Here is a 12,123-nt window from a genome sequence, read left to right on the forward strand (position 1 = left end):
CGCCCACCCTGCTTCGCCGCGTAAACCCCCGAATCCGCCCGCAGCAACAGCGCATCCGCGCCCTCCCCCGGCCGCCAACTGGCAATCCCGAAACTGGCCGTCACCACGCCCACCACATCCACCGGCGCACCGCGCAGGCCTTGCCATAGCTCCACGGCCAGCATGTACGCGTGATCACCGTCGATGTCCGGGCACAGCACCATGAACTCCTCGCCGCCCAGGCGACAGAACACGTCGGTACGCCGCAGGCGATGGCCGATGCGCTCGCACACCGCCTGCAACACCCGGTCGCCGACCGCATGGCCATACTGATCGTTGATCCGTTTGAAGTGATCGATATCGAGCATGATCACCGACAGTTCGCCGCCTCCGCGCTCGACCCGGGCCATTTCAGTGGTCAGGCGCTCCTGGAAATAACGCCGGTTGTGGATGCCGGTCAGCGCGTCGGTCACCGACAGTGCGCGCAACTCTTCTTCCACCCGTTTCAGGTCGGAAATGTCCGAGATGTAGCCATGCCACAGCACGCCGCCGCCCGGCAGTTCCTCGGGAGTCGCTTCGCCGCGCACCCAGCGCAGGCCGCGCTCGGGCAATTGCACGCGGTATTCCTCGCGCCACGGGCTGAGGTTGTCCGCCGAGGCGCGGATCGATTTGCGTACGCGGCTGACGTCCTGCGGATGAATGCGGGTAAAGATTGATTCGGCATTGAGCAGCAACACATCGGGTTCCAGCTCGTAGATCTCGCGGATGCCGTCGCTGGCGTAGATCACGCTGAAGCGCCCGTCGAATTCCATCTTGAACTGATAGATCCCGCCCGGAACGTGGGCGCTGAGTTTCTTCAACAGCACATCCCGCGCCGCCAACGCTTCGTGGACGCGTTTGCGCTCGGTGATATCGATGCAGATCGCCAGGTGCCCGACCCACAGCCCCTGCTCATCGAGCACCGGGGTGGCGAGCATGTTTACCGGCAGATGACTGCCGTCCTTGCGCACCAGCGTCCACTCGCGCGCCTCATGCCCGCCGACTTCACCACCCTCCACCAGCATCGCCTGGCAGGTCGGAATGCTCTTGCCATAGCGGGCGCTCAGTTCCGCCGCACGGGTGATCAGCTCCCGGGGGAAATGCAGGTTTTCCAGGGTCATGTGGCCGACCACCTCGGCGCTGCGGTAACCGAGCATCTGCTCCGCGCCGGGGTTGAAGGTGTTGATCACGCCGCGCAGGTCGGTGGCGATGATCGCCACTTGAGTCGCCGCGTTGAGCACCCCGCGCAACTGGCCGTGGGTGCCTCGCAGTTCCTGTTCACGCTCATGCAGTTCCTGGGTGCGCAACTCGACCATGCGCAGGGCCCGCTGGCGCTGACTGACCAGCACATACAGCAACGCACTGAGCAGCAGGCTGAGCAAACCGCCGAGGACCACCACGCTGCCAACCGACGAATGGTTGGCCTGCAGGAAGGACTCGCTGGGCGAGATATCGACCTGATAGTCGTGGTCGGCCATGCGCACCAGCCGCGTGGCTGACAGATCACTCGGCGCCGGTTCATTGGTCGACTCGAAAAGTACCTCATGCTGATCGTTGGTCGACAGATCGAGGATCCGTACCGACAGGTAATCATGCAGCGCGTCCGGCAGGCCATCGGCGAGCAACTGGCGCATGCTGATCACCGCCATCACATAACCGAACGACTTGGGCTCGCCCTCGCGCAGTACCGGCGCCACCAGCAGCACGCCCCGCGCATAGGCCGGTTCGATGCTGACCAGGTGCATTGGCTGCGACACCGCCAGGCCGCCGAGCTGATCGGCGCGTTCCAGCGTCGAGCGACGCAACGGCTGGGCCAGCAAGTCATAACCCAGCGGTGAACCGAGCCGGCTCTGGGTCTGGCTGTACACCACGACGACGTATTCATCCCGGGCCGCCGCCAGTTGCAGCTCACCGCGGGCATTCAATTCACGCACGCTGAAGGTGGGCAGGCCTTCGTCACGCACCCGCTGCTCGAACGCGGCGCGCTCGGAACCGCTCACCCGCAAGGCGAACGAATAGGCCTGGGTGCGCAGTAATAAAGGTTGGGTGTAGCCGTCGAACTCGGCGCGGGACACCGATTCGGAGTTGGCGAAGAACCGGCGCAGGCCATCGAGGCGTTGCTCCTGATCCTGAAAACGTTCTTCGATGCGGCTGTAGCGCTCATTGGCCAGCAGTTGAAAACGCTGGCGCAACTGGCTGTGAAACTGATTGAGGGTGGCCCAGGCGAGCAGCCCCGTGAGAATCCCGCCGGCGAGCAATACCAGCAGCGCGACCAGCCAGGCCGAGACTTCTTCGCTGATAAAACCCAGGATCTTTGGGCGCACGGGGTGCAACGACATAAGGGCCACTCACTACGCCAGTACTTGCGGGATAACCCCATTGGCCGTGAGTGAGTTATAGCTATTAGCCACTAATTTGGCTAGCTCTGATCGGATCCAAGAGCCTTAAAAATCAAGGCTCTGTGGATCCAACTGATCAGAGTGTCAACGGGCCGTGATTTTCCAGGCGCGGTGGATCTTGCCGTTGCGGGCGAAATCCGGATCGATGGTGCTGGCGGTGATTTCCTCGACCGCATAACGCTCGGCCAGGTTGTCTTCCAGCTGGAACTTGCGGAAGTTGTTGGAGAAGTACAACACCCCGCCCGGTGCCAGTCGGGCCATGGCCAGGTCGATCAACTGCACCTGGTCACGCTGCACGTCGAAGATCCCTTCCATGCGCTTGGAGTTGGAGAAAGTCGGCGGGTCGATGAAGATCAGGTCGTACTCTTCCCGGCAGCTTTCCAGCCACGCCATCACGTCGCCCTGCTCCAGACGGTTCTTGTCGGAGAAGCCGTTGAGCGACAGGTTGCGGCGTGCCCAGTCGAGGTAGGTTTTCGACAGGTCGACGCTGGTGGTGCTGCGCGCACCGCCCTTGGCGGCGTGCACACTGGCGGTCGCGGTGTAGCAGAACAGGTTGAGGAAGCGCTTGCCGGCCGCCTCTTTCTGGATCCGCATGCGCATTGGCCGGTGATCGAGGAACAACCCGGTGTCGAGGTAGTCGGTGAGGTTCACCAGCAGCTTCACGCCGCCTTCGGTGACTTCGTTGAATTTGCCCTGAGCCGCCTGACGTTCGTACTGCTTGGTGCCGCTCTGACGCTCGCGGCGCTTGACCACCACGCGGCTCTTGTCGATGTTCAGCGCCTGCGGGATGGCAGCCAGGGCGTCGAACATGCGGATCGAGGCCTTTTCCGGGTCGATCGATTTAGGCGCGGCGTATTCCTGAACGTGCACCCAGTCGTGGTACAGGTCGATGGCCATGGCGTATTCCGGCATGTCCGCATCGTAGACGCGGTAGCAGTCGATGCCTTCGCGCTTGACCCACTTGCCCATCGCCTTGAGGTTCTTTTGCAGGCGGTTGGCAAACATCTGCCCGCCTTCGCTCAGGCGCGGCTGCTCGATCACCGGAGCCGGGGCCGGCGTCGGTTTGATCGGGTTACCGTTCTTGTTGTACTTGCGCTCTTGCGGCTCGTCCGGCGTCTGATCGTAAGCGGCTTGCTCGCGCTCGGCCTGGCGTTGCTCAGGAGTACGACGCTCGCCGGTGACGAACTGATCCGGCAGCACTTTGATCAACAGCAGCTTGCACGGCAGCGCGCCGTTCCAGAACGAATACTGTTTGTGGCTGCGGATGCCCATGCGCTTGCCCAGGTCCGGCGCGCCGGTGAACACCGCCGCTTCCCAGTTCAGGCAGGCCTGACGCAGACGCTCGCCGAGGTTCTGGTAGAGGTACAACAGGCTGGCTTCGTCACCCAGACGCTCGCCGTACGGCGGGTTGCAGATCACCAGACCTTTCTGGTTCTGGTCCGGACGCGGTTCGAAGGTCGCCACTTCGCCCTGGTAGATCTTGATCCACTCGCTCAGGCCGGCGCGCTCGACGTTGTTGCGGCCCGGCTGGATCAGCCGTGGGTCGGCTTCATAACCACGGATCCACAGCGGTGGCTTGGCCAGACCGGCAGCAGCACGCTCAGCAGCTTCTTCATGCAGTTTCTTCCACAGCGCCGGTACGTGACCGAGCCAGGCGGTGAAGCCCCACTGCTCGCGACGCAGGTTCGGCGCCATGTCGGCGGCGATCATGCCGGCTTCGACCAGGAACGTGCCGACACCGCACATCGGGTCAGCCAGCGCGCCACCTTCGGCGGCAATGCGCGGCCAGCCGGAACGGATCAGGATCGCCGCCGCGAGGTTTTCCTTCAGCGGCGCAGCGCCCTGCTGCAAGCGGTAGCCGCGCTGGTGCAGGCTGTGGCCGGAGAGGTCGAGGGACAGGATCGCTTCGCCGCGATCCAGACGCAGGTGAATGCGCAGGTCCGGGTTGAGCTTGTCGATGCTTGGGCGGTCACCCTGCGGGGTGCGCAGTTTGTCGACGATGGCGTCCTTGACCTTCAAGGCGCCGAAGTGGGTGTTGTCGATGCCCGAGCCGTGGCCGCTGAATTCAACGGCGAGGGTGCCGTCGGCCAGCATGTGATCCTGCCACTCGACGTCGAGCACGCCGTGATACAGGTCCTCGGCATCTTTCATCGGGAAGCGCTTGAGCACCAGCAACACACGGTTGGCCAGACGCGACCAGAGGCACAGGCGATAGGCGGTTTCCATGGTCGCCATGCCACGCACGGCGGAGGTGTGCTCGCGGGCTTCTTCAAGGCCAAGCCCGACGGCTTCCTCGATGAGCAGGCCTTCAAGGCCTTTGGGGCAAGTGAGGAAGAGTTCGAAACGGTCGGACATGGTTTTTCCAGAGCCTTTGGCTAATGAACCGGCAACGCATTGCCGATCCGGTTTTCAATCAGGCGCTTTTCTACAAGAGCGCCCGCGTGGCACGAAGGTGTGCCGTTCCATCCCCGCTGCTCGGGTTAAAAGAGCTTAGATGCCGGGACAGATAAAAAAGTTGATGCAACAAAATGACTCAAAGCAACCCTTCGTCGAAAAGTACCCGACGGTAAACGTGGGTCATTCTCACTAAGGAATTAAACCTGTCATACAGTGCAGGGCCGATCATACCGGGGTTTGGTGAATAAACATTCATGAAACCTGGCGTTACTTATCGCCATAGCATCCTTTTCGTTACGTCCTTATGACAAAACGGTCATTCCCTCGATGTGACTCATTGGTTAGAACTGGACACAGGTTGACGTCGCAACGGCGTCAACACCTTGGCTCGCCACGCCGGCAGCGAGCCGCCAACGGCAGAGTTTTTCTGCCAGACCTCAATTGAGGTCGACGCGACAAAAACAGTCAACAAGTGAGGGAAACACCCTATGAGAAGACTTAAGCGTGATCCGTTGGAAAGAGCATTTTTGCGCGGATATCAATATGGCGTTGGTGGCAAATCCCGTGAGCTTTGCCCATTTACTCTACCGTCGGTACGTCAAGCCTGGATCAACGGCTGGCGAGAAGGACGCGGCGACAACTGGGACGGTATGACCGGCACTGCGGGAATCCACAGACTCAACGAACTTCACGCCGTCGGCTGACACAGGGCACTTATTCCGACACGACAATCTGATTTCGCAACACCCTGATCACCATGCACGTCCTTCCCGGACGGCGGGCTACGGCCCAGGGGCTCCTTCGAGGAGCCCTTTTTTATGCCTGCCTTTTTATATCTGCCAATCAGCGCTTGGCGGCGATGGCGTCCACGGATTCGCGGATCAGCGCCGGGCCTTTATAGATGAAGCCGGAGTAGATCTGCACCAGGCTCGCGCCGGCAGCGATCTTCTCGGCCGCATGCTTGCCTTCGGTGATACCGCCCGCCGCGATGATCGGCAGTTTGCCACCCAGCTCGGACGACAGCACTTTGACCGTGTGGGTGCTCTTCTCGCGAACCGGCGCGCCGGACAGACCGCCCGCCTCGTCGCCGTGCTCCATACCTTCGACGCCCACGCGGCTAAGGGTGGTGTTGGTGGCGATCACCGCGTCCATCCCGGTTTCGATCAGTGCTTGCGCGACTTGCGCGGTTTCTTCGTCGGTCATGTCCGGCGCGATCTTGATCGCCAGCGGTACATGTTTACCGTGGCGCAGGGCCAGTTCGGCGCGGCGCGTGGCCAGGTCTGCCAGCAATTGCTTGAGCGAGTCGCCGAATTGCAGGCTGCGCAGGCCCGGGGTATTCGGCGAACTGACGTTGACCGTGATGTAGCTGGCGTGGGCGTAAACCTTGTCCAGGCAGATCAGGTAGTCATCGACCGCACGCTCGACCGGCGTGTCGAAGTTCTTGCCGATATTGATCCCCAGCACGCCTTTGTATTTGGCCGCCGCGACCCGCGCCAGCAGGTTATCCACACCGAGGTTGTTGAAACCCATGCGGTTGATGATCGCCTCGGCTTCCGGCAGGCGGAAAATCCGTGGTTTCGGGTTGCCCGGCTGTGGACGCGGGGTCACGGTGCCGATTTCGACAAAACCGAAACCCAGCTGCGCGAAGCCGTCGATGGCCGCGCCGTTCTTGTCCAGACCGGCCGCGAGACCCACAGGGTTCGGGAAGTCCAGGCCCATGACATTCACCGGCAGCGACGCCGGGGCCTTGCACAGCAAGCCGTTGAGGCCCAAACGCCCGCCCGCGCCGATCAGATCCAGCGACAGATCGTGGGAGGTTTCCGGGGAAAGTTTGAACAACAGCTGACGGGCCAGGGTGTACATGGGCGGGTATGACTCGAGGCGGCGAAAAGAGGCGGCGATTATAGCCGGGCATCGCCCCGCCGCGCGAGGCGCACACGCAAATCCCCTGCACTGGCATATGCCTTGCACCTTCCCCTGCATCAGCCCGCAGGCCAATGACGGCAGGCAGGCAAGGACAATGGCGTCGTCACCGGGTTTGGCCTCGACAAAGTCCGTGACGACGTTTTTTTTGAGGATGGCTTTTCATGACTCAAACCTCCATCGGGCCACTGGCCTGGGTCAACGGCAGCGATGCCCCGGAAAAAAGCGCGATCAACCTCGGCTTCATGGCCCTGAGCGACTGCGCTTCGGTGGTGGTCGCCGCCACTCAGGGCTTTGCGCAGCCTTACGGCTTGACCCTGAACCTCAAGCGCCAGAGTTCCTGGGCCAACCTGCGCGACAATCTGGTCAGCGGCGAACTCGATGCCGCCCACAGCCTGTACGGCTTGATCTACGCGGTGCACTTGGGCATCGGTGGCGTCGCGCCGACCGACATGGCGGTGCTGATGGGCCTGAACCAGAACGGTCAGAGCCTCAACCTGTCCCACGGTTTGCAGAGCCTGGGCGTGACCGGTCCTGAGGCGCTGGACCGCCACGTGCACCAAACCCGCGCAAGGCTGACCTTTGCCCAGACCTTCCCCACCGGCACCCACGCCATGTGGCTTTATTACTGGCTCGCAAGTCAGGGCATCCATCCGTTGCAGGATGTCGACAGCGTGGTCGTACCGCCGCCGCAAATGGTCGCGCACCTGCAGGCCGGTCGCATCGACGGTTTCTGCGTGGGCGAGCCGTGGGCAGCCAGCGCGGTGCAGCTGAATATCGGCTTCACCATGGCGACCAGCCAGACCATCTGGCCCGACCATCCGGAAAAAGTCCTCGGCTGCACCCGCGCCTTCGTCGAGCAATACCCCAACACCGCCCGCGCACTGGTGATGGCGATCCTCGAAGCCAGCCGTTTCATCGAAGAGAGCCCGGAAAACCGCCGCAGCACCGCGCAGCTGCTCAGCGCCGCCGAGTATCTGGACGCCCCGATTTCCTGCATCGAACCGCGTTTTCTCGGCGATTACGACGACGGTCTGGGCAATCGCTGGCAGGACCCGCACGCCCTGCGCTTTCACGGCGATGGCGCGGTGAACCTGCCGTACCTGTCGGACGGCATGTGGTTCATGACCCAGTTCCGCCGCTGGGGGTTGCTGCGCGACGACCCGGACTACCTCGCCGTCGCCCGTCAGGTGCAGCAACTGGCGCTGTACCGCGACGCGGCCAGCGCTGTCGGTGTGCCGGTCGGTACCGAGGACATGCGCAGCAGCCAGTTGATCGACGGCAAGGTCTGGGACGGCAGCGACCCGGCCGCTTACGCGCAGAGTTTCAAGCTGCATGCGTTGAGCAACAACGCCCCCCTTCTCGCCCGCCGCTGACAGGAGACCGCGAACATGTTGCGCATTCTGCTGATCAACGACACCGCGAAAAAAGTCGGGCGCCTGAAAGCTGCGCTGACCGAGGCCGGTTTCGAGGTGATCGACGAGTCCGGCCTGACCATCGACCTGCCCGCGCGCGTCGAAACGGTGCGCCCGGACGTGATTCTGATCGATACCGAGTCACCGAGCCGTGATGTGATGGAACAAGTGGTGCTGGTCAGCCGCGACCAGCCCCGGCCGATCGTGATGTTCACCGACGAGCACGACCCCGGCGTGATGCGTCAGGCGATCAAGTCCGGGGTCAGTGCCTACATCGTCGAAGGCATTCACGCACAACGCTTGCAGCCGATTCTCGACGTGGCCATGGCCCGCTTCGAAAGCGATCAGGCCCTGCGCGCCCAGCTTCAGGCCCGCGACCAGCAACTGGCCGAGCGCAAACGCATCGAACTGGCCAAGGGTCTGTTGATGAAAATGAAGGACTGCAACGAAGAAGAGGCCTACACCCTGATGCGCCGCCAGGCCATGAGCCGCCAGCAGAAACTGATTCAGGTGGCGGAGCAGATTATTGCCATGAGCGAGTTGCTCGGCTGAGCTGGCACAGATCTCGCTAAGCAATCCCTACAGGTAACCAACGGCGGTTGCCCCACCCACGACAAAGACGTCGCTCACCTTCTTCGCCCCTTTCGGCGATCCGGGTAGCGGCGTTTTTGCGTTTTGGCCCCATTGACCGGGGCCGGTGGTGCGGCCGTGGCGGCGCCCCACTGTGCTGGTTCTGACTCCTTCTCGAGATTCTCTACCGCTGAGGTGCGCGATGAATAAAAGCTTCTGGAAATCCGGCCACACCCCGACCCTGTTCGCGGCCTTCCTGTATTTCGACCTGAGCTTCATGGTCTGGTACCTGCTCGGCCCGTTGGCAGTGCAGATCGCTGCCGACCTGCACCTGACCACCCAACAACGCGGCCTCGTGGTGGCCACGCCGATTCTCGCTGGTGCAGTACTGCGCTTTGCGATGGGCATGCTTGCCGATCGCCTGTCGCCGAAAACCGCCGGGCTGATCGGTCAGGTGATCGTGATCTGTGCACTGTTCGGCGCCTGGAAACTCGGCATTCACAGTTACGAACAGGCCCTGCTGCTTGGCCTGTTCCTCGGCATGGCCGGCGCTTCGTTCGCCGTGGCGCTGCCGCTGGCCTCGCAGTGGTATCCGCCGCAGCATCAGGGCAAGGCGATGGGCATCGCCGGCGCCGGTAACTCCGGCACCGTGTTCGCTGCGTTGATCGCCCCGGTACTGGCCGCGTCGTTCGGCTGGAGCAACGTGTTCGGTTTCGCCCTGATTCCGCTGATCCTGACGCTGGTGCTGTTTGCGTGGCTGGCGAAAAACGCCCCGGAACGACCAAAAGCCAAATCCATGGCCGACTACTTCAAGGCCCTGGGCGACCGCGACAGCTGGTGGTTCATGTTTTTCTACAGCGTCACCTTCGGCGGCTTCATCGGCCTGGCCAGCGCCCTGCCCGGCTACTTCAACGATCAATACGGTTTGAGCCCGGTCACCGCCGGTTACTACACCGCCGCCTGCGTGTTCGGCGGCAGCCTGATGCGGCCGCTGGGTGGCGCGCTGGCTGACCGTTTCGGTGGAATTCGCACGCTGTTGGCGATGTACACGGTGGCCGCAGTTTGTATCGCAGCGGTCGGCTTCAACCTGCCGAGTTCCTACGCGGCACTGGCACTGTTCGTCTGCACCATGCTCGGTCTCGGTGCCGGTAACGGCGCGGTGTTCCAATTGGTGCCGCAGCGCTTTCGCCGGGAGATCGGCGTGATGACCGGGCTGATCGGCATGGCCGGCGGCATCGGCGGTTTTGCCCTCGCCGCCGGTATGGGCGCAATCAAACAGAGCACCGGCAGCTATCAACTGGCGCTGTGGTTGTTTGCCAGTCTTGGCGTGTTGGCGTGGTTCGGCCTGCACGGCGTCAAACGTCGCTGGAGAACCACCTGGGGTTCGGCGGCCGTGACCGCTGCCCGGGTCTGAGGCCCGAATGGCCCTGCAACTGAGCTTCGCTGAAGCCAGCGCCACCGGACCACGCGCGGAGAATCAGGACGCCCTGCGCCTGGTCACGCCGGCCCCGGCGCTGGCCGCCAGCAAAGGGTTTCTGTTCGCCATCGCCGACGGCGTCAGCCAGTGCGCCGATGGCGGTCTGGCTGCGCGCTCGACCTTGCAGGCGCTGGCGCTGGACTACTACGCCACCCCGCAGACCTGGAGCGTGGCTCAGGCGCTGGATCGCCTGTTGCTCGCGCAAAACCGCTGGTTGCAGGCCAATGGCGGGGGCCAGCCGCTGCTCACCACCGTCAGCGCGCTGGTCCTGCGCGGCAGACGCTTCACGCTGGCGCATGTGGGGGATTGCCGGGTCTATCGCTGGCACGCCGACACCCTGCAGCGCATCACCGAGGATCACGTCTGGGAGCAACCGGGCATGCAGCACGTGCTCAAACGCGCACTGGGCCTGGACCAGCATCTGGTGCTGGACTTTCTCGACGGCGAACTGCGTGAAGGCGAAAGCTTCGTGCTGCTCAGCGACGGTGTCTGGGCCGCGCTCGGCGACACGACCATCGCCGGGATCCTGCGTGATCAACCGGATCTGCACGGTGCGGCACAAACACTGGTCAACGCCGCGCATCTGGCCGGCAGTCAGGACAACGCCAGCGCCCTGCTGGTGCGGGTGGATGCCGTGGGGGAAGCGAGCATCGGCGATGCGCTGATCCAGTTGCAGCAATGGCCGCTGCCCCCGGTGCTCAAACCGGGCCAGACCTTCGAAGGCTGGCAGGTGCAAGGCATCGTCGGCCAGAGCCAGCAATCGTTGCTGTATCGCGTCCTCGATAGCCAAGGCCAGGCGTGGCTGTTGAAAACCTTGCCCACACGGCTGGCGGACGATGCCCACGCAGGTCAGGCCTTACTGGCGGAAGAATGGTTTCTCAAACGCGTGGCCGGGCGACATTTCCCTGAAGTCCATAGCGCCAGTCAGCGTCAGCATTTGTACTACGTGATGCGTGAATATTCGGGGACAACCCTGGCTCAGTTGTTCGAGCGAGCCGGCCCACTACCGTTGGCTCAGTGGCAGGACGTGGCCGAACGCCTGTTGCGGGCCGTCGGCCTGCTGCATCGGCGGCAGATTCTGCACCGCGACATCAAGCCGGAGAACCTGCTGCTGGGGGATGACGGCGAATTGCGCCTGCTGGATTTCGGTCTGGCGTATTGCCCCGGTCTTTCGCAGGACACACCGTCGACGCTACCGGGAACCCCGAGTTTCATCGCTCCGGAGTCCTTTCGGGGTGATGCGCCCGAGGCTCGTCAGGATCTGTATGCGGTGGGCGTGACGTTGTATTTCCTGCTCACCGGGCATTTCCCCTACGGAGAAATCGAAGCCTTTCAGCGTCCGCGTTTCGGGGTGCCGGTAAGTGCAGCGCGTTATCGACCGGATCTGCCGGAATGGCTGGCGCAGTGTCTGGAACGTGGCGTCTCGGCCGATCCTCTGCAACGTTATGAAACCGCCGAAGAATGGCTACTGACGCTGGAACAGGGTGAACGCCGCAGCCTGAATGTACGCCCTCGCCCCTTGCTCGAACGGGAACCGCTGAAGGTCTGGCGAACCTTGGCGCTGCTGGCGCTGCTGGGCAATCTGGTGCTGATGTTTCTGTTGTTTCATGGCTAATCCAGCGCTCCATTAACGGGCGTGCCGCTTCCATTCAGTGCAAAAACCACAATGAACATCTGGCCAATTCCAGCACTACCCCAGTGAATTCGGGGCTCACCGCGACTTGGCACAACCACTGCATTAACGTTTTCAACTGACATAAAGCCCGACCTTCAACGACGAAGGCCAGGCTTCCCGAGAGAACGGGACAAGGACAAAGGCGTCCTCGCTAGGTAACTGGCGGGACGCCTTTTTTGTTTGCGCCATTTTTGTCGAGCAAGGCCTGACTGCCCACAAGAGGCAAACCCGAAGCTTGCGGAGAACCTG

General features: G+C 62.7%; 8 protein-coding genes. 5 read left to right on the plus strand and 3 right to left on the minus strand.

Going from position 1 to position 12,123, the window contains the following annotated elements; translation table 11 throughout:
• Positions 1-2,357: sensor domain-containing diguanylate cyclase (locus AC3WRD_RS28205; RefSeq protein WP_102650876.1), on the minus strand; the 2,357-nt coding region annotated here is incomplete at its 3' end.
• Positions 2,358-2,501: 144 nt separating this feature from the next.
• Positions 2,502-4,772: a bifunctional 23S rRNA (guanine(2069)-N(7))-methyltransferase RlmK/23S rRNA (guanine(2445)-N(2))-methyltransferase RlmL gene (gene rlmKL, locus AC3WRD_RS28210; protein ID WP_102622603.1), complete on the minus strand. Its 2,271-nt coding sequence runs from the start codon at positions 4,770-4,772 to the stop codon at positions 2,502-2,504.
• Between the two features lie 530 nt (positions 4,773-5,302).
• On the opposite strand from rlmKL, the gene rmf reads away from it, so the two are divergent.
• Positions 5,303-5,518 carry a ribosome modulation factor gene (gene rmf / locus AC3WRD_RS28215; protein ID WP_003223300.1) on the plus strand — a complete coding sequence of 72 codons (216 nt, stop codon included), beginning with the start codon at positions 5,303-5,305 and terminating at the stop codon, positions 5,516-5,518.
• A 139-nt stretch (positions 5,519-5,657) separates the two neighbouring features.
• Here the strand turns inward: rmf and AC3WRD_RS28220 are convergent, their stop codons facing one another.
• Entirely contained in the window at positions 5,658-6,677 is a 1,020-nt protein-coding gene (locus AC3WRD_RS28220; RefSeq protein WP_102622604.1) for a quinone-dependent dihydroorotate dehydrogenase, read from the minus strand.
• Between the two features lie 224 nt (positions 6,678-6,901).
• Between AC3WRD_RS28220 and AC3WRD_RS28225 the strand changes: the two genes are divergently transcribed.
• From AC3WRD_RS28225 to AC3WRD_RS28240, 4 genes are all read left to right on the plus strand, one after another.
• Positions 6,902-8,113: a CmpA/NrtA family ABC transporter substrate-binding protein gene (locus AC3WRD_RS28225; RefSeq protein WP_102622605.1), complete on the plus strand. Its 1,212-nt coding sequence runs from the start codon at positions 6,902-6,904 to the stop codon at positions 8,111-8,113.
• Between the two features lie 15 nt (positions 8,114-8,128).
• A complete protein-coding gene (locus AC3WRD_RS28230) occupies positions 8,129-8,704 on the plus strand; it encodes an ANTAR domain-containing response regulator (protein WP_007916390.1) in 576 nt (191 codons plus the stop codon).
• Between the two features lie 220 nt (positions 8,705-8,924).
• Positions 8,925-10,136, plus strand: a complete 1,212-nt coding sequence (locus AC3WRD_RS28235; RefSeq protein WP_096822513.1) for a nitrate/nitrite transporter — start codon at positions 8,925-8,927, stop codon at positions 10,134-10,136.
• Positions 10,137-10,143: 7 nt separating this feature from the next.
• Positions 10,144-11,814 carry a bifunctional protein-serine/threonine kinase/phosphatase gene (locus tag AC3WRD_RS28240; RefSeq protein WP_102622606.1) on the plus strand — a complete coding sequence of 557 codons (1,671 nt, stop codon included), beginning with the start codon at positions 10,144-10,146 and terminating at the stop codon, positions 11,812-11,814.
• Positions 11,815-12,123 lie beyond the last annotated feature (309 nt).

The sequence above is a fragment of the Pseudomonas sp. FW215-R2 genome (genome assembly GCF_058789255.1).

Excerpts from the sequence above, each read along its gene's own strand:
- rlmKL (WP_102622603.1), bottom strand. The coding sequence starts at position 4,772 with ATGTCCGACCGTTTCGAACTCTTCCTCACTTGCCCCAAAGGCCTTGAA.
- rmf (WP_003223300.1), top strand. The coding sequence starts at position 5,303 with ATGAGAAGACTTAAGCGTGATCCGTTGGAAAGAGCATTTTTGCGCGGA.
- AC3WRD_RS28220 (WP_102622604.1), bottom strand. The coding sequence starts at position 6,677 with ATGTACACCCTGGCCCGTCAGCTGTTGTTCAAACTTTCCCCGGAAACC.
- AC3WRD_RS28225 (WP_102622605.1), top strand. The coding sequence starts at position 6,902 with ATGACTCAAACCTCCATCGGGCCACTGGCCTGGGTCAACGGCAGCGAT.
- AC3WRD_RS28230 (WP_007916390.1), top strand. The coding sequence starts at position 8,129 with ATGTTGCGCATTCTGCTGATCAACGACACCGCGAAAAAAGTCGGGCGC.
- AC3WRD_RS28235 (WP_096822513.1), top strand. The coding sequence starts at position 8,925 with ATGAATAAAAGCTTCTGGAAATCCGGCCACACCCCGACCCTGTTCGCG.
- AC3WRD_RS28240 (WP_102622606.1), top strand. The coding sequence starts at position 10,144 with ATGGCCCTGCAACTGAGCTTCGCTGAAGCCAGCGCCACCGGACCACGC.